Below are 18,147 nucleotides of genomic sequence, written 5' to 3'. Positions count from 1 at the left end.
TCCTGTGAAAACCTTTTTTAGCCTGTTTTTTATCGCCCTGCTGACGCTCACTATCCAGGGCTGTAGCTCTATCTTATCCGCAACCACCGCAGACCCTATCGAAGTAGAAGAGGATGAGCGCACAACCGGCTCAGCATTGGATGATGAAATTATTGAAACGGTGGCGCTGGTTAACCTTGATAAAGCCGATGAGCAACTGGCACAGGCCAATATAGTGGTCGTCAGTTTTAATGGCGTGGTGTTGCTAGCAGGTCAGGTTAATACCGCTGAGCTACGGATTCTCGCAGCGGAAACGGTCGCAAAAATTAATAAAGTGCGCAGAGTTCATAATGAAATTACGGTCTCCGGCACCACCACGATGGTTGCCCGCTCCAATGACTCCTGGATTACCACCAAGGTCAAAACAAAGCTGTTAGCCAGTAGCCAGGTAGAAGGCGGACGGATTAAAGTGGTCACTGAAAATGGTGTAGTTTACTTATTGGGGCTGGTCACCAAAGACGAAGCAGCCCGTGCGGCAGAGATCGCCAGAACCACCGGCGGTGTACAAAAAGTCGTTAGGATTTTTGAATATATATAGTCGTGGAAGTCATGCTCGCCTGTATACGCTGCTGTCCGAGGCGAATATCTGTATTGGATGGTGCCGCGCCTTGAAGGGGCAATAATCGCCGGAATGGGATATTGGGAGTGGAGTGAGAAGACGCTACACACCCATCCCTGAAGGCTCGTAAAAGCCCAGTCCTTACTCACTCTTCAAGCTCTCGCAGCCTTTCAAGCACCGTAGGGTGGATTACAATCCACCAAGCCCTGCCAAAAGCCCGTTATAACCGGTGGATTACAATCCACCCTACGGGCCACCAAAAGCATGTATTGATTCCAGACAGTAATGCGCTTTGTCAGAATAACACTTACTTTACGACCCTTAAGCCCGGTTTTTTCTGATTTGAGGTATCGGATTTTGGACCAGAACTTTTAGGGGTTACTGGTTTAGGACCGGTGGGTTTAGGTCCGTCATCATCAGGTACTGGAGGCTCGGGATTGGAGTCATCCATATCAAAGATCATACCCTGCCCATTTTCACGGGCATAGATACCCATCACGGCCGTCATAGGCACATAGATATCCATCGGCATTCCACCAAAGCGACCGTTAAACTCCATGGTCTCATTGGTCAGCAATAAGTCCATCACCGCAACCGGTGATACATTCAGCACAATCTGCCCGTTTTTTACAAACTGCTGCGGCACTTCGACATTATCAGCCATCGCATTGACCAGCACATAGGGTGTGCAGTCATTTTCAAGTATCCACTCGTAGAGTGCTCTTACAATATAGGGACGACTTGATGTCATTGTCATGGATTGATTACCGTTTGTGCTGCCCTAACAGGCGAGTTAAGACAGACTATTGTATATCTCACGCTATGCCAAGCAAAAAAAAGGGATGACTGATCATCCCTTTTTGCTTTTCTGTTAGCGAGGCTATTAGCCAACTTGAGGAGCACGCATTTCTTTTTCCATTTCTGACAAGCTAGCCTGGAACGACTCACGCTCAAATAAAGAGTCCATATAAGCCAGCAGCGGCTTAGTTTGCTTGTTATTCGGCATTTCAATACCTAAAGCCGGCAAGCGCCACAAGATGGGAGCCAAACAGCAATCCACCAAAGTAAACTCTTCATTCATAAAATAAGGCTTTTCAGTAAAAATAGGCGCAATCGCCATCAAGCTTTCTTTTAATTCTTTACGCTGCTTTTCCAGCGTTTTGGCATTGGCAGTACCTTCTACCAGGCTATCAACCAGTACACACCAGTCGCGTTCAATACGGTAAATATACTGACGGCTTGCTCCACGAGCTACCGGGTAAACCGGCAACAGTGGTGGATGAGGAAAACGCTCATCAAGATATTCCATCATCACTTTAGATTCGTATAACACCAGGTCACGGTCCAACAAAGTTGGCAGACTGTTATAAGGGTTCATATCCGTTAGTTCGGCAGGAATATTATCTGCATCCGCCTCGATTACATCAACGGTAACACCCTTCTCGGCTAATACAATGCGCACACGATGACTATAGTGGCTATTTGCATCGGAGAAGAAAGTCATTGAAGACCGTTTTGCAACAACACCCATTTGGTTTTCCTTAGCTGAAGTCAGCTCTTTAACAATAAATAAATAACATTCAAAAAAACGGCGGACATCGAATCCGCCGTTAACACACTGTTAGTGCACATCCTTCCAATATTCGCGGTTTAGCAAATAGGCAAAGACAAAGAACAGAGTGATAAATAATAAAACATAAATACCGATACGCTTACGGTCTTCAACCATAGGCTCGGCAACATAGGCCATAAAGTTAACCAGATCATACATCGCTTGATCGTATTCTTCTGGCGTCAACAGGCCAGGCTCGGTAACCACAAAACGACCACAGGGGTTTAAGGCGGAACCATCTTCGGCAAACAAGACTTCTTCACCGGTTAGCTCATCACGCTTAATACCACCGTTAGCAGCCTGAACCGGGCCAGGAGCACATTCTGTCAAGCCTTGCAGCTCAAGCAAAACGTGGGGCATACCGACATCTTTAAAGGTTGTGTTATTCACCCCATAAGGACGGCTTGGATCAGCATGAAAGGTACGCAAGTAGGTGTATAACCAATCAGCACCGCGAGAGCGAGCTACCAGCGTCAAATCCGGCGGCGCTGCGCCAAACCATTTTTTAGCCATTGGCTTTGGCATCGCGTTTTCCATCAGGTCACCAATTTTGGCAGAACCTTCAATCTCGCCTGACATGCCTTCAAACTTCAGATTGCCTTCAAACAATTCAACCGGTACACCGATATCGTTAGCGGTACGCTCGTAACGAGCATACTGCATAGAGTGACACCCCATGCAGTAGTTCATATAAATCTGAGCACCGCTTTGCAATGAAGCTTTGTTTGTCGCATCCACGTCGATATGGTCCAAATCAACCTTGGCTGATGCGCCAACTGCGGTTAAAGGAACCAGACACAAGGCCGCAATCGCAATTAAGGAACCCAGTGTTTTCCAGAAGCCCATACCACCATTCATAGTGACACGCTCAGGCTCAGGCAGCTCCTGGTTTTTAGCAACCATAAAGGGCAAGGCAAAGAACAAGGCTGCATTCAGAACAGCGTAGATACGCGCTGAGTACAAGGGTTCTGCTGACCCAGGATCAAAACCATCCAAGCCGATAAACAGCAAGAACAAACCAGTGAACCACATGCTAGCAAAACGTAAGGCCGCAAAAGCCTTGTTGGTCCAGAACGGCATTGTCAGGAAGAACGCGAAGTAAACAATCGTCGTGACCTGCGCCAGAATAGTTCTGCCAGGCGTTGGAGATTTAACACCCAACACACCCAGAATAATAAAGGCCGCAGCAAAAACACCGATCATAATGGCAGGTACTTTGCCTTTATAACGGAATGACTTGGCTTTACTGTGATCAATCCATGGCAGGATAAATAGAATCGCTACCGACGCTGCGAAGGCGATAAAACCTAGTAGCTTGTCAGGTACGGCCCGCAGTACAGAATAGAACGGGGTGAAGTACCAAACCGGTGCAATATGCTCTGGCGTTTTCAGCGAGTTGGCAATCTCGAAGTTTGCATACTCAATAAAGTAACCGCCCATTTCCGGCGCAAAGAATAGAATCGCACAGAAGGCAAACAGGAACACTGCAATCGCTTGCAGATCGTGTACGGTGTAATAAGGGTGGAAAGCAACGCCATCTAAAGGTACGCCGTTTTCATCTTTGTTTTTCTTGATATCTACGCCGTCAGGGTTGTTTGAACCCACTTCGTGCAGCGCTAACAAGTGCATCACGATCAAGCCTAGCAGTACGATAGGCAACGCAACAACGTGTAGAGCAAAGAAGCGGTTCAGGGTAATACCCGAGATCAGGAAGTCACCACGAATCCACTGTACGATATCTTCACCGACAACCGGGATAGCACCAAACAGGGAGATGATTACCTGGGCACCCCAGTAAGACATCTGGCCCCAAGGTAGTACATAACCTACAAAGGCTTCAGCCATCAGGGCAACAAAGATCACCATACCGAACAACCACACCAACTCGCGTGGCTTTTTGTACGAACCGTAAATCAGGGCGCGGAACATATGCAGATAAACCACCACGAAGAACGCCGAGGCGCCGGTGGAGTGCATATAGCGGATAATCCAGCCGTAATCCACATCACGCATGATGTATTCAACGGACTTAAAGGCTTCTTCAGCGCTAGGGGTAAAGCTCATGGTGAGCCAGATACCGGTCAGCAACTGGTTAACTAATACAACAATCGATAGCACACCGAAGAAGTACCAGAAGTTAAAGTTTTTTGGCGCATAGTACTTACCCATATGGGTGTTCCAGGCGCGCATAATTGGCAGACGATCGTCAACCCAATCTCTCAATCCTACTAGCATATTGATCATTAGGCTGCCTCCTGATCCACACCGATCACCATGACAGTGTCAGTTTCAAAAGAATAAGGGGGTACTACAAGGTTGGCTGATGCTGGCACACCTTTGTAAACACGCCCGGATAAATCAAACATAGAACCGTGACAGGGGCAGAAGAAACCGCCGACCCAATCGCTGCCGTCACTGGTTGGAATCGAACCCACTTCAGGGCGATATTTTGGCGCACAACCGAGGTGAGTACATAGACCGACTAGCACCATATATTCAGGGTTTAGTGAACGCTCAGCGCCTTCGATATACTCAGGCTGGTCAGCCGTATCAGAGGCAGGGTCTTTTAGAGAGCCTTCAAGGCTCTTAAGTTCAGCAATAGACTCAGCGGTACGACGAACAACGTAAACGGGCTTACCGCGCCATTCAACGACTTTCATCTCACCAGGCTCAAGCTTGCTGACATCAAATTTTACTGGAGCACCAGCGGCTTTCGCCTTGGCACTTGGGTTCCATGAACCAACAAATGGAACAGCGATACCGACAGCTCCCGCAGCACCTACCACTGAGGTAGCTCCTGTCAAAAAGCGTCGCCGCGTAGTATTAACGCCGTCATTACTCATGACGTAATCCCCCTACAGGCTAACAAGTTTTAAACCAAACCAGGCTTTACTACCCTTAAGGTAGTCACTCCTGGCACGGATTTTTGAAAAGTTTCTCTAAAACCGCAGATATCTGCTTTGAATGGGGCCAAATAGTAAAGAAGTTGCCCCCTGCTTACAAGAATTAACCCTAGATAATTCAAGGGCTTCCCCCTGTATAACAGTCAAAACCAAAAAGTAAACAGTCAAAATCTGCTGTTTTCTCCATTGATAGCGAAAACCCTATCAACAGTCATAAAAAAACGCCCAGACTTTAGCAATCGTGGACGTTTCTTTGCGAGGCTTGGCAATGCGGTTAACAACCCTGCCAAGCGCGAAATACAACCAACAATTAACGTTTTGAGAACTGTGGCTTCTTACGTGCTTTACGCAGGCCAACTTTCTTACGCTCAACTTCACGAGCATCACGGGTTACATAACCCTCAGCACGCAGAGCTGGACGCAGGCTCTCGTCATACTCCATAAGAGCGCGAGTAATGCCGTGACGGATTGCACCGGCCTGACCAAAGCTGCCACCACCGGCAACAGTGATATTCAGGTCAAACTTATCAGTCATTTCGACAAGTTCTAGAGGCTGACGAACAATCATACGGGCCACTTCACGACCGAAGTAGGTGTCGATAGAACGCTTATTGATAGTGATTTCACCGGAACCAGACTTTAAGAAAACTCTGGCTGTTGAAGTTTTACGACGGCCGGTACCGTAATATTGAGTAGCTGACATAGTTCCGTCCGTTATACGTTAAGTGGTTGAGGCTGCTGAGCAGCATGGGGATGTTCAGAACCAGCATAGACTTTCAGCTTTCTAAACATAGTGCGACCCAGAGGATTGCGAGGCAACATGCCTTTAACCGCATTCTGAATGGCGCGCTCAGGGGCTTTATCGATTAGCTTCTCGAAGCTGATGGACTTTAAGTTACCAACATAACCAGTGTGACGGTAATAGATTTTGTCTTTTGCTTTATTACCAGTAACCTGGATTTTCTCAGCATTAACAACGACGATATAATCGCCTGTATCAACGTGTGGGGTGTATTCGGCTTTATGCTTGCCACGCAAGCGGTGTGCGATTTCTGTAGCTAATCGACCCAGGGTTTTGCCATCGGCATCTACCACGAACCAATCGCGCTGTACAGAATCCGGCTTTGCACTGAAGGTTTTCATCTTTTTAACAACCTATATTGTAGAGGTGCTACTAACTTGAGAGCAGGGACTCGTATTTACGAAGAGCGCGGATTGTACAGAGATGAGGGCGGTAGATCAAGGGCTTTGGCGAGTTAATTCAGAGAGAAATAACGGGCTTATTACCCAATATTCCAATGACTTAGCGTAGGGTGGATTATAATCCACCTTTTTGCTGGCAGCCTGTTCTGGTGGATTATAATCCACCCTACGGTTATTAGGGGCGGTGCTCCAGAGCCAGGTAGTCATGGGACTGCATTTCTAATAGACGACTCTGGGTACGCTCAAATTCAAAACTGAGCTTATTGCCCAAATACAATTGCTCGAGGGACACCTCAGCAGAAATCACCAATTTGACATTGCGGTCATAAAACTCATCAACCAGATTGATAAAACGGCGTGCCAGATCATCGGCATGGGTATCCATTTGGGGCACATCACTAACCAGCACAGCGTGAAACTCGCGGGCCAGCTCAATATAGTCATTCTGGCTACGGGGCCCGTCACACAGCGCTGTAAAATCAAACCAGACCACATCATCTGAGACACAGCGGGCAATAATCGGGCGCCCCTCTATATCCAGCGGCTCATTGCGCAGAATATGCTGCTCGTCAGGATTAAGGCTGGTAAACGACCTTTCAAGGCTTTTATCCGCTTCATCATCTAGCGGAAAGTGGTAGAGCTCGGCCTGCTCCAGAGCCCTAAGGCGGTAATCAATACCCCCATCCACATTAACCACTTCGGTATGTGCATTTAATAGCGCAATGGCGGGGAGAAAGCGGCTGCGTTGCAGGCCATCTTTATACAGGCCGTCAGGCACAATATTGGAGGTAGCCACCAGGCTGACACCACGGGCGAATAATTGCTCGAACAACCCCGCCAGAATCATTGCATCGGTAATATCCGAAACAAAAAACTCATCAAAGCAGATCACCTTAGCCTCACTGGCCAACTGATCGGCCACCAGATTTAGGGGGTTCTTTTGGCCATCAAGCTTTGCCAGGTCTTTGTGTACCCGTTGCATAAAGCGATGGAAGTGGGCGCGCATTTTCTGCTCAAAGGGCAATGAGTCGTAGAAGGCATCCATCAGGTAGGTTTTACCGCGGCCCACCCCACCCCAAAAATAAAGGCCTTTAACCGGCTCCGCAGGCACAGGGGCCTTAAACTTGCCCATAACGCGCGACAGCAGGCTCTCGGCAGCGGGCTTTTCAGCGGCCAGCAGGCGCTCGTACATATCCTGCAAATATTCTACGGCCTGCTCCTGAGCGGGGTCATAGGAGAAATCGGGCTGTTGCAAATCAGCTTGATAGCGCTCTTTTGGGGTCATAATGACTGAATAATTGCGTCGATCGATAAAAGCCGGCCACTTTACCTAGATAAAGCAGGGTTGGCAATTGAAGGGGATGGACATAGAACTCTGGGTACGGACAGATTTAAAGGTTATACTAGCCGCACAAACCCACCCATCATGAAGGACTGACTTAGTGTACTCTCTGGAACTTGTTATTACTGTTGCTATTGCCGCCGCTATTATTGGTTTAGTCGCAGGCTATATCATTACTCAACGCACCTCCCCTTCACGGCAGTCACAGCAGCAGCTTGAACAGCACCTTAATGAAATGCAGCAGCAACAGGAAAGCTACCAGAGCGAAGTGTCTGAGCATTTTGTAGAAACCGCCGAGCTACTGAATCAGTTAACCACCAGCTACCGGGATGTACATACCCATCTGGCCAAAGGGGCACAACTGTTAGCCGGCGACAATGCCAGCCAATCCTTAAAAGCGCTAGGTGATGATAACGATGCCGCCACGATAGAGAATGTCGCCACGGACACCATCACTCCACCGTTAGACTATGCGCCTAAAGTGGCTCCGAACGAACCCGGCATGCTGAATGAAGAGTTTGGATTGGAGAAACAAGAACGCCAGCAAGAAATTGAAGGCGTGTTGGCATCTGAAGACAGAATGTAGGGGTTTATGCCCTCACTAAACCGGATTATCAATATCAATAAATTGGTAATCCAGTTTAAACTCCGCCGCTAAATATTCCCCCACCGCCTGCACACCGTAACGCTCTGTTGCATGATGCCCGGCAGCGATATAGTGCACACCCAATTCTCGGGCACTATGTACCGTAGGTTCAGACACCTCGCCGGAAAGATAAGCATCCACCCCCTGCATAGCCGCCTGATCGATATAACCCTGAGCAGCGCCAGTACACCAGCCGATAGTCTCAATAGGGTGATCACCACTCTGGATTAATAAAGGTTCACGGCCCAGCGCTTTGGCCACTTGCTGACAAAAATCGGCGGCGGGCATAGCCGCGGCTAAACGCCCGACATTGCCGACCGAGTTTGGGTTATGGGGCTCCAAACCGCCGGTAACCGTTAAACCCAGTAGATTGGCCAACTGGGCATTGTTACCCATCACCGGATGAGCATCGAGGGGCAAATGGTAGGCGATTAAATTAATATTATGATCCAGCAGCGCCTGGAGACGCCGATATTTGATACCGACCACACAAGGGTCTTCCCCTTTCCAGAAAAAACCATGATGAACCAATAACGCATCGGCGTTGGCGGCTATAGCCCGATCAATCAACGCCTGACTGGCGGTAACACCGGCAACCAATGTCTGGATCGTATCGCTGCCTTGTACCTGTAAACCATTGGGGCAGTAATCATTAAAAACCTCAGGCTTTAATAACGTATTTGTACAGCTTAAAAGCTCTTTTAAACTAACCGGCATAGCGACTCACTCTTAGTACTCAAACAAAACTCATGGTAGGCTACAGCATCAATAGTAAATCTCAAGCGTGGTTTAACCAAACGATGAAAGAGCTGCTCCAATTTTTGCGCTGGCCGGTAGTATGCGGTTTATTAGCCGCTATAATTATTTTGGACCACTTCCCCAACCTGTTAGGGCTAAACAATCATCCGGGCAGCGGCCAAAGCCAGCAAATTACAGCCCCACCTGGCTCACAAGGCCCCTATTCTTATTCACAAGCGGTAAAGCAAGCAGCCCCTGCCGTGGTAAATATTTATACCAGCAAGAGAGTCACTCAGGAGCTACCCCCTAAATACAGAGACCCTTTTTTCCGTTACTTTTTACAGAAAAATAATATCCGGCAGAAAGAACGGGTAGAACGCAGTTTGGGCTCCGGCATTATTATTAATCCTAATGGCTATATTCTAACGAACAATCATGTGATTAAAGATGCCGATGAAATTTTAGTGCTGCTGCAAGATGGCCGCGAAGCACTGGCCTCGGTGATAGGTACCGACCCGGAAACCGATTTAGCGGTATTGAAAATCAGCTTAAACAATCTCGAAACTATTACCATCGGCGATCCGTCACAGGCCATGGTCGGCGATGTGGTACTGGCTATTGGCAACCCCTATGGGTTTGGCCACACCGTGACCCAGGGCATTATCAGCGCCACGGGCCGCTATGGTTTAAGGCTGACCACCTATGAAAATTTTATTCAAACCGATGCTGCGATTAACCCCGGTAATTCAGGTGGCGCATTAGTTGATGCTCAGGGCCATTTGCTCGGGATTAATACGGCCATTCAAAGTAATTCCGGTGGCTCACAGGGCATTGGCCTGGCCACGCCTTCTGATCTGGCCTTAAGAATTATGTCCGACCTTATCCAGTATGGAAAAGTAATCAGGGGCTGGCTGGGTATTGAGGTGCAGGCAGTACCCGGCACGATTGCAGAATCGTATAACTTGCCCTTTAACAATGGCGTTATTATCACCGGCACTTATCGCGACGGACCAGCTGACGACAGCGGTTTAATGGGGGGCGATATTATTACCAGTATTAACGGCCAACCGGTAGGTGATGGCCATGCGGGAATGAATCTTATTGCCGCCACCCGCCCCGGCGAAGAAGTCGCTATTGAAATTGTCAGGGAAGGTCAAACCATGAATGTGAATGCCGTAGTGGGCAGCCGACCAAACTCCAGAGAATAAAACCGCCCCGTAGGGTGGATTATAATCCACCCATTTTGAACGATCAGGAGGCAGGATGTAGTGGATTATAATCCACCCTACGGATAAGGTTATTTTTTAATACGGTATTCCGCAGAACGGGCGTGAGCTGTTAACGATTCGCCCCGAGCCAACACAGAAGCGACCTTACCCAACTCAGAGGCTCCTTCCTCCGAGCAGTGAATAATTGAACTGCGCTTTTGAAAATCATATACACCCAACGGCGATGAAAAACGCACCGTACCCGAGGTCGGTAAAACATGGTTGGGGCCAGCACAATAGTCGCCCAATGCTTCCGAGGTGTAGCGCCCCATAAAGATAGCGCCTGCATGTTTAATCTGCGGTAACAGTGCCTCTGGATCTTCAACGGATAATTCCAAGTGCTCCGGTGCAATACGGTTACACACGGCAATCGCCTGCGCCATATCTTCCACTTGAATTAAAGCACCGCGGTTATACAGAGAGGCTGAAGCAATCGCTTCCCGTTCCAGCGTTGGCAGTAATTTTTTGATACTGGCTTCAACCTGATCGATAAAGTCGGCATCGGGACAAACCAAAATAGACTGAGCATCTTCATCGTGCTCGGCCTGTGAAAATAAATCCATGGCAATCCAGTCAGGGTCGGTTTGCCCATCGCAGATCACTAAAATTTCTGAAGGCCCGGCAATCATATCCAAACCAACCTGGCCAAAGACCTGACGCTTGGCCGTTGCCACAAAAATATTGCCCGGCCCAACAATTTTATCCACCTGTGGAATCGTATCAGTACCATAAGCCAAAGCGGCAATCGCCTGCGCACCGCCAACAGTTATAACCTGGTCTACACCGGCAATCGCCGCTGCGGCCAATACAATATGATTAATTTCGCCATCGGGTGTCGGGCTGGTCATAACAATTTGTTCAACACCCGCCACTTTAGCGGGAATCACATCCATCAATACCGTGGATGGATAAGCTGCTTTACCGCCGGGGACATAGACACCCACTTTTTCCAGCGCCGTAATTTGCTGCCCCAGCACGGTGCCATCCGCTTCGGTATAGGACCAGGAATCTTGCTTTTGGTGTTCATGGTAGGAGCGAATTCGATGGGCCGCTGTTTCCAGTGCCGCCCGCTCTTCTGCCGAGATCATCGACAGGGATTGTGCTATTTGCACTTTATCCATAACCAGTTCAGTCATGGCATTGGCATTCGTACGATCAAAGCGATTGGTATAGTCTAACAGCGCTTGATCACCACGTTCTTTCACAGCAGCAATCACTTCATCAACCACGCCGACAACAGACTCATCAGACACCGCATCCCAAGCCAACAACTGGCTTAAGCGCTGTTCAAAATCCGCTTGATTGGCATGCAATCGAGTGATGGAGCCAGACATTTAAGCCGCCTCTACCGCTGCGCGCAGCTGTTCAATAATTTGCGAAATACGCTGATGTTTGCGCTTCATCGCGGCACGATTAACCACCAGACGCGAACTAATATCGGCAATTAAATCCTGTGGTTCCATACCATTAGCTTTTAGGGTATTGCCGGTATCCACGATATCAACAATCATATCCGCCAAATCCATTAACGGCGCCAACTCCATGGCACCATATAATTTAATAATATCTGCCTGGATGCCTTTTTCTGCACAATAACGCTTGGCGACATTGGTAAATTTAGTAGCGATACGCACTCGGCCCTGGGGCAATGCTTTACCAACCAGCCCGGCTGTCATTAACCGGCATTTTGAAATATTTAAATCCAGAGACTCATATAAATCAGCACCACCGGCTTCTAACAACATATCTTTGCCGGACACGCCCATATCAGCAGCGCCATGCTGTACATAGGTCGGCACATCCGAGCCACGGATCACCAAAAGACGGATATCCGCTTGATTGGTATCAAAAATCAACTTGCGACTTTTACTAATATCTTCAATCGGCTCAATACCGGCCGCCGCCAATAACGGTAGCGTCTCTTTGAGAATACGACCTTTGGTTAGGGCGATAATAACTTGTTGGTCCATAGTGCTTTTCTTTCTATCTATTAAGTGCTTTAACTACTTCGCCAAGCGGCGAATATTGGCGCCCAGTAGCTGTAGTTTCTCTTCGATACATTCATAGCCGCGATCGATATGGTAGATACGATCAATCACCGTATCACCCTCTGCAATTAATCCCGCAATCACCAAACTGGCCGAAGCCCTAAGATCGGAGGCCATTACCGGAGCCGATTGCAATTTATCAGTGCCCTGTATAATCGCGGTATTGCCTTCGATAGAAATCTTGGCGCCCATGCGATTCATTTCCTGGGTCTGGTTTAAGCGGTTTTCAAATACCGTTTCTGTCACTCGGCTCGTCCCTTCCGAGATTGCATTCATGGCGGTAAATTGCGCCTGCATATCCGTGGGGAAAGCAGGATAAGGGGCGGTTTTGATATTAACCGCTTGCGGCCTGCGCCCTTCCATATCTAACTCTATCCAATCTTCGCCAGAGGTAATTTTGGCACCAGCTTCTTCTAATTTAACCAATACTGCTTCTAAAATATCGGAGCGGGTATCTTTTAATTTAACCCGCCCACCAGTCGCTGCTGCTGCCACCAAATAGGTACCGGTTTCAATTCTGTCAGGCATCACCGAGTATTCACAGCCATGTAAGCGTTCAACGCCCTCAATGGTGATAGTAGGTGTGCCGTGACCACTCACCTTGGCACCCATAGCGTTAAGACACTCGGCCAAATCAACCACTTCCGGTTCGCGAGCGGCATTTTCAATCACGGTGGTACCTTCGGCCAATGCCGCAGCCATCATAATATTTTCGGTACCGCCAACGGTAACCGTATCCATCAAGATATGAGCGCCCTTTAAGCGACCATCAACCTTGGCCCGAATATACCCCTCATCAACATCCACTTTGGCACCCAGTGCCTCCAGGCCTCGCAAGTGCAAATCCACCGGACGACTACCAATGGCACAACCACCGGGGAAGGAAACATTGGCCTCACCAAAATGCGCCAGCATTGGTCCTAACACTAAAATCGAGGCGCGCATGGTTTTAACCAACTCATAAGGTGCGGTTAAGTCTTCAATGGTATTGGCATTAACTTCAATACCCAGCATTTCATCAATAACCACATCCACCCCCATGCAGCGCAATAGCGCAATCATGGTAGTAATGTCATGCAGGTGGGGCAGATTGCGAATGGTGACGATTTCATCACACAGCAGTGTTGCCGCTAAAATGGGAAGCGCTGAATTTTTCGAGCCGGAAATCCGAATCTCGCCATTGAGCGTTGAGCCACCACTAATCAGTAATTTATCCATTAAAAGGACCTAGTTATTTTGCTGCCATTCGGCGCGGGTAAACGTCTTCATATTAACGGCGTGAATGCTGCCGTCAGCAATCTGTGGATTTAGCGCAGCATAAACCAGCTGCTGTTTTTTGACCGCATTCAGGCCCTCAAAAACATCACCTACCACCGTAATATCAAAATGACGGCCATCGCCTGCCACCTCAATATCGCAATCGTCGAGATGTGCTTGCAGCAGTTGTTTGACGTTTTCGGGTTCCATATTTAACTCCACAGCCCGGATAAGACTATTGACAGATTAGCAGACTATTTATTGAGCTACCGAGGGATTGCGACAAGCAGGCTCGGTAACTCGGAAAAGGCGGCGATTGTACGGAAAACGGGGGCTAATAGCGAGTCGTCATTGCTCTGTGAAGCGCAATTGACTTAAGCATCAGCATCCTTAGAGGTAGGGTCAACTGACCAATTATCGATAACAGCATCAATATCGCCATTGTATTGCTTTGCCGCAGAACTAAATTGGCTCTGGTAAACCTTGCCTAAATTAATGGCCTCAATCGTTACATTGCGCAACTTCCACTCACCCGAACGGTTTTTACGCATTTTATACTGCACGACATAGGGCTTTTCACTCTCACCATAAATATGCTGGATAACGGTGACACTGCCCTCTGTAGCCGCGCCCTCTGCGGGTGGCAGCACTTCAATTCGATTGCCGTTAAACGCCAGCAAGCCCTTGGCATAGGTTTGTACCAGGCCATCTTTGAAAGTATCGGCAAAACGCTTCATACGGCCCTTAAAGGCGTTTTTTTCCTCTGGTGTTTTCAGCGCCATATACTGCTTTTTACTGGCATAAGGGCCCATAACGCCGCGGGCAAAACTATTGAAGTCAACAACATCAGCCAGTACCGCTTCAATCTCCAGATAAAAACGGTTGGGGTCAGTCTCGTAATAGACCTGAGCGTCAGTGATAATTTTCATCACCCGATCTGTCGTCGCCTGCACCACATCATTGGCACTGGGCGCCTGTTGAGCCGCGGCGGGCACTGACTGAGCCATCGCTGTAGCGGCCGACAAACTCACCATCAGCGACAGCAATAAAACCCTGGTGGAATAAGCAGCAATCGATGCCACTGTCTGTAATACCTTCATAAAATCCGTTCCCGACTACCCTGACATTTAATTATGCCGATAATGTAACTAAAAATGCTCGCTGGTAAAAGGCCTGCTGGCCAAATGATGCCTTTTATCAGAGCCTTAGCGCTGATTTAAGTTCATCGCAGCGGCTAGAAACAATACCCTTTCTGCTCAAGCTCTATATAATGCTGCCACCCATAAACCAGCCGATAAGCCCCGACTTATGCTTCTTACTCTCTCCGCCATTATCATCGGCTTTATTGGCTTAATCTGGAGCGCCGACCGCTTTGTCGCTGGCGCCGCCGGTATCGCCCGTAATCTGGGCATGGCACCGATTATGATCGGTCTGACAATTGTGGCTCTGGGTACATCCGCACCTGAGATTATTGTGGCCATTAATGCGGCCATGGATAACGCCGGAGGTCTGGCAGTAGGCAATGCACTGGGCTCTAATCTGGCTAATATTGGCCTGGTGCTGGGGGTTACCGCATTAATCTCTCCAATCCCCATCTCCAAAACACTGCTTAGGCGAGAAATCCCCCTGCTTCTGGGCGCCACCTTTGCTGCCATCTTTTTTCTCTATGACCACCATCTGGGACTGATGGACGGCGTGGCCTTTTTACTGATACTGGCGGGTATTTTCTACTATCTGGTTAATAGTAAATCCCATCAACCCGATGCCGAGCATGAAGCCGATGTTGAACATATTCCTGAATTAACCCAGAGCAAGGCCTGGTGGCTATTCTTTCTGGGGCTGGTGCTATTAGTGCTGAGTTCAAGGTTACTGGTCTGGGGCGCCAGAGAAATTGCCCTGGCTTTCGGTGTCAGTGAATTGATTATTGGCTTAACGGTAGTCGCGATTGGTACCAGCTTACCCGAACTGGCCGCCAGCGCTGCCAGCGCCCTTAAAGGCCACCATGATATCGCCATTGGCAATGTGGTTGGTTCCAATCTATTTAACCTGCTGGCGGTTATGGCTATGCCAGCGCTGATTGCGCCGGACACACTTGAAACCGCGGTGTTTAACCGTGATTATATCTTTATGACGGCACTAACGGTGCTACTGGCAGTCTTAATGTGGCTGCGCCAATGGCGCTATAATAGGCAGGCGCAGACTTTAGCTGAACCAGCACTCAGCGCAAAACATGTAGCGACGATTGGCCGCGGCGATGGAGCCTTATTGTTGTTGTGTTATTTCGCTTATTATTATTTACTGTTTCCGGTCGCCGCACCCTTATGACACCCTTAATAATCACAGCCCTTGCGCTATCAACCAAAAGAGCATTATTGAGTTATGACTGAACCTTCCTCATCTCTATTCAGAAAGTCTGCCCTGCGCACCATTACCATGGAAAGAGATGCCGTCAACGAACTCATCGACCGGATCGACCACCGTTTTGACCAGGCCTGCGAATTAATGCTGGCCTGCAAAGGCCGCGTCGTGGTCACCGGCATGGGCAAGTCGGGCCATATTGGCACCAAAATAGCAGCCACACTGGCCAGTACTGGCACACCGGCCATGTTTGTACACCCCGGTGAAGCCAGCCACGGTGATATGGGTATGATCACCCCTGACGATGTGGTTCTCGCGCTATCAAACTCTGGAAATACCGCCGAGGTACTGACCCTGCTGCCACTGCTAAAAAGAATGGGCACACCGCTGATTAGCATGACCGGCAATGCACAATCCACCCTGTCAACATCCGCGGATGTGGATCTCAATGTTAAAGTCAGCGAAGAAGCCTGCCCGCTGGACCTGGCCCCAACCTCCAGCACCACCGCCTCGCTGGTGATGGGTGATGCGCTGGCTATCGCGCTGCTGGAAGCAAAAGGCTTTAGCGCCGAAGATTTTGCCTTCTCTCACCCCGGCGGCGCACTGGGGCGCAGGCTGTTGTTAAAAGTGTCTGATGTCATGCACACCGGCCAGTTAATACCCAAGGTCAATAGCGGCACCAAACTGAGTGATGCCCTGCTTGAAGTCACCAGCAAAGGCCTGGGCATGACCACTATTGTCGGCACAGACAATATCCTGCTGGGTATTTTTACTGATGGTGATTTGCGCCGCACACTGGACCAGAATATTGATATTCACAACACCACCATCAACGACGTAATGACCACCGACTGTAAAACCGCCAGCGCCAATATGTTAGCCGCCGAAGCGCTGGCAATTATGGATAATGGTAAGATCAGCGTGCTCGCGGTTATTGATGAGGACAAGCAGCCTATTGGCGCAGTCCACCTGCACGACTTACTCAACGCCGGTGTTGCTTAAAACTGAAAACTGAAAACTGAAAACTGATGAAACTATTTAGCACCAGAAATATCAATACTCTTATCGCAGCCATCGCGGGGCTGGTGTTGCTGGTGTTTTTATTGGCGTATTCCGAGACGGGCACTCCCCCCACATTTACCAGCACCAGCAAAGCCAAACAACGGCCAGACTTTTACCTGACTAATAGCCATACACGGCAGTATGACGAGGCGGGGCTCTTAGATTTTATTATGAATAGCGAGACACTCGAACATAACCCCAAAGCCGATACTGTTAGTTTAAAAATGCCTTATTTTCAGGTTTTTCAAGCGGGCCAGGCAACCTGGGAAATTCACGCACTAACCGGCACTGTGTATGACGGCGGCAATAAAGTGGATCTGGAACAACGTGTAGAAATTATTAACGAGAACAAACAATCGTCGTTAAAAACACCCCAGCTTTTTATTTACCCCAATGCCAAGCTGGCTAATACTGACAAACCGGTTACCCTGCGTAACAATAACGGCTTTACCAGAGCCATCGGCATGAAGGCCAACTTAACGAGCAAAAATATCGCCCTACTCGATCAGGTCAGGGGACAATATGAACCTACAGCGGTACCCGAAAATGCGCCATAGATTAAGCTACACCCTGGCTACACTTGTGCTGGCTTTGTTACATCAAACGTCAATGGCTCTGCCTGAAGACAGTAAACTGCCGATCAATATCCAGTCTGACCGAGCCAGCCAGAAGACCAACACAGACGGTGAAATCACCGAGTATTTTGGCAATGTACTGATGACTCAGGGCTCACTAAAAATTTCTGGCGACCATATCGTCGTCCGCAGCAAAAACAGAAAAGTGATATCGATTGTCGCCCTGGGCAAGCCAGCCCACTTTGAACAACAGTCTGACCCCGCCAAAGCCCCCATTAAGGCCGATGCCAATAAACTGGATTATCGTTTAAAACAGGACACGGTGATTTTGAGCGATAATGCATCCATTGAGCAAAATGGCACTACCGTCACCGGCCAGAAAATCGAATATAATATCGCCTCGGAGCAAGTTAAGGCACAGGGCGGAAAAGATGAGTCCAGCCGTGTGCAGATGGTACTGATCCCTGAAACCAGTAGCGACACCGAAGCCAGCCCCACGACTGAGAATAACAATTCAAAGCAACCATAAGGAAGACC

The 18,147-nt window shown here is 48.8% G+C and carries 20 protein-coding genes; 7 read left to right on the top strand and 13 right to left on the bottom strand.

From position 1 onward, the window contains the following. The first annotated feature begins 4 nt into the window (after nt 1–4). Nucleotides 5–577 carry a BON domain-containing protein gene (locus BST96_RS12565; protein WP_085759044.1) on the top strand — a complete coding sequence of 191 codons (573 nt, stop codon included), beginning with the start codon at nt 5–7 and terminating at the stop codon, nt 575–577. 328 nt (nt 578–905) lie between these two features. On the opposite strand, the gene BST96_RS12560 is transcribed toward BST96_RS12565, so the two are convergent. From BST96_RS12560 to zapE, 7 genes are all read right to left on the bottom strand, one after another. Continuing rightward, complete coding sequence (locus tag BST96_RS12560; RefSeq protein WP_206045332.1) at nt 906–1,355, bottom strand: ClpXP protease specificity-enhancing factor; 450 nt, start codon at nt 1,353–1,355, stop codon at nt 906–908. Between the two features lie 126 nt (nt 1,356–1,481). Continuing rightward, the gene (locus BST96_RS12555) at nt 1,482–2,129 is read right to left on the bottom strand and encodes a glutathione S-transferase N-terminal domain-containing protein (RefSeq protein WP_085759042.1); all 648 of its coding nucleotides are present in this window, start codon (nt 2,127–2,129) and stop codon (nt 1,482–1,484) included. 90 nt (nt 2,130–2,219) lie between these two features. Next, entirely contained in the window at nt 2,220–4,454 is a 2,235-nt protein-coding gene (locus tag BST96_RS12550; RefSeq protein ID WP_085759041.1) for a ubiquinol-cytochrome c reductase, read from the bottom strand. Then, nucleotides 4,454–5,053: a ubiquinol-cytochrome c reductase iron-sulfur subunit gene (gene petA / locus BST96_RS12545; RefSeq protein WP_085759040.1), complete on the bottom strand. Its 600-nt coding sequence runs from the start codon at nt 5,051–5,053 to the stop codon at nt 4,454–4,456. The genes BST96_RS12550 and petA overlap by 1 nt, the downstream gene beginning before the upstream one ends. A 370-nt stretch (nt 5,054–5,423) precedes the next feature. Next, nucleotides 5,424–5,816 (bottom strand): 30S ribosomal protein S9, encoded by a 393-nt coding sequence (gene rpsI, locus BST96_RS12540; protein WP_085759039.1) that lies wholly within the window; start codon nt 5,814–5,816, stop codon nt 5,424–5,426. Nucleotides 5,817–5,827: 11 nt separating this feature from the next. Beyond that, the gene (rplM, locus tag BST96_RS12535; RefSeq protein ID WP_085759038.1) at nt 5,828–6,256 is read right to left on the bottom strand and encodes a 50S ribosomal protein L13; all 429 of its coding nucleotides are present in this window, start codon (nt 6,254–6,256) and stop codon (nt 5,828–5,830) included. 235 nt (nt 6,257–6,491) lie between these two features. Continuing rightward, complete coding sequence (zapE, locus tag BST96_RS12530; RefSeq protein ID WP_085759037.1) at nt 6,492–7,601, bottom strand: cell division protein ZapE; 1,110 nt, start codon at nt 7,599–7,601, stop codon at nt 6,492–6,494. Between the two features lie 157 nt (nt 7,602–7,758). Here zapE and BST96_RS12525 point away from each other — a divergent pair, with 157 nt between their 5' ends. Continuing rightward, nucleotides 7,759–8,244: a Z-ring associated ZapG family protein gene (locus BST96_RS12525; RefSeq protein ID WP_085759036.1), complete on the top strand. Its 486-nt coding sequence runs from the start codon at nt 7,759–7,761 to the stop codon at nt 8,242–8,244. Nucleotides 8,245–8,259: 15 nt separating this feature from the next. On the opposite strand, the gene BST96_RS12520 is transcribed toward BST96_RS12525, so the two are convergent. Continuing rightward, the gene (locus BST96_RS12520) at nt 8,260–9,021 is read right to left on the bottom strand and encodes a Nif3-like dinuclear metal center hexameric protein (RefSeq protein ID WP_085759035.1); all 762 of its coding nucleotides are present in this window, start codon (nt 9,019–9,021) and stop codon (nt 8,260–8,262) included. Nucleotides 9,022–9,104: 83 nt separating this feature from the next. On the opposite strand from BST96_RS12520, the gene BST96_RS12515 reads away from it, so the two are divergent. Continuing rightward, the gene (locus BST96_RS12515; RefSeq protein ID WP_085760527.1) at nt 9,105–10,250 is read left to right on the top strand and encodes a trypsin-like peptidase domain-containing protein; all 1,146 of its coding nucleotides are present in this window, start codon (nt 9,105–9,107) and stop codon (nt 10,248–10,250) included. Nucleotides 10,251–10,339: 89 nt separating this feature from the next. On the opposite strand, the gene hisD is transcribed toward BST96_RS12515, so the two are convergent. The 5 genes from hisD to BST96_RS12490 form a co-directional block, all read right to left on the bottom strand. Beyond that, complete coding sequence (hisD, locus tag BST96_RS12510) at nt 10,340–11,644, bottom strand: histidinol dehydrogenase (protein WP_085759034.1); 1,305 nt, start codon at nt 11,642–11,644, stop codon at nt 10,340–10,342. Next, entirely contained in the window at nt 11,645–12,280 is a 636-nt protein-coding gene (gene hisG / locus BST96_RS12505) for an ATP phosphoribosyltransferase (RefSeq protein ID WP_085759033.1), read from the bottom strand. It abuts the gene before it with no gap. 33 nt (nt 12,281–12,313) lie between these two features. After that, on the bottom strand, nt 12,314–13,576 hold the full coding sequence (gene murA, locus BST96_RS12500; RefSeq protein ID WP_085759032.1) for a UDP-N-acetylglucosamine 1-carboxyvinyltransferase: 1,263 nt from the start codon (nt 13,574–13,576) through the stop codon (nt 12,314–12,316). Between the two features lie 9 nt (nt 13,577–13,585). Beyond that, entirely contained in the window at nt 13,586–13,825 is a 240-nt protein-coding gene (locus BST96_RS12495) for a BolA family protein (protein WP_085759031.1), read from the bottom strand. 164 nt (nt 13,826–13,989) lie between these two features. Further along, nucleotides 13,990–14,715 carry an MlaC/ttg2D family ABC transporter substrate-binding protein gene (locus BST96_RS12490; RefSeq protein WP_085759030.1) on the bottom strand — a complete coding sequence of 242 codons (726 nt, stop codon included), beginning with the start codon at nt 14,713–14,715 and terminating at the stop codon, nt 13,990–13,992. Between the two features lie 208 nt (nt 14,716–14,923). Here BST96_RS12490 and BST96_RS12485 point away from each other — a divergent pair, with 208 nt between their 5' ends. Genes BST96_RS12485 through lptA form a run of 4 tightly spaced genes read left to right on the top strand, consistent with a single transcriptional unit; the run spans nt 14,924 to nt 18,139 of the window. Next, nucleotides 14,924–15,940, top strand: coding sequence for a calcium/sodium antiporter (locus BST96_RS12485; protein WP_085759029.1), 1,017 nt, complete (start codon nt 14,924–14,926; stop codon nt 15,938–15,940). A 54-nt stretch (nt 15,941–15,994) separates the two neighbouring features. After that, complete coding sequence (locus tag BST96_RS12480) at nt 15,995–16,975, top strand: KpsF/GutQ family sugar-phosphate isomerase (RefSeq protein WP_085759028.1); 981 nt, start codon at nt 15,995–15,997, stop codon at nt 16,973–16,975. A 26-nt stretch (nt 16,976–17,001) separates the two neighbouring features. Then, nucleotides 17,002–17,592 carry an LPS export ABC transporter periplasmic protein LptC gene (lptC, locus tag BST96_RS12475; protein ID WP_085759027.1) on the top strand — a complete coding sequence of 197 codons (591 nt, stop codon included), beginning with the start codon at nt 17,002–17,004 and terminating at the stop codon, nt 17,590–17,592. Then, nucleotides 17,558–18,139, top strand: a complete 582-nt coding sequence (gene lptA / locus BST96_RS12470; protein WP_085759026.1) for a lipopolysaccharide transport periplasmic protein LptA — start codon at nt 17,558–17,560, stop codon at nt 18,137–18,139. Before lptC ends, lptA begins: the two co-directional genes overlap by 35 nt. The last annotated feature ends 8 nt before the right edge of the window (nt 18,140–18,147 follow it).

This window comes from Oceanicoccus sagamiensis (genome assembly GCF_002117105.1).
GTDB classification, from domain to species: domain Bacteria; phylum Pseudomonadota; class Gammaproteobacteria; order Pseudomonadales; family Dasaniaceae; genus Oceanicoccus; species Oceanicoccus sagamiensis.
This window is presented reverse-complemented; position numbering and strand designations above follow the sequence as displayed.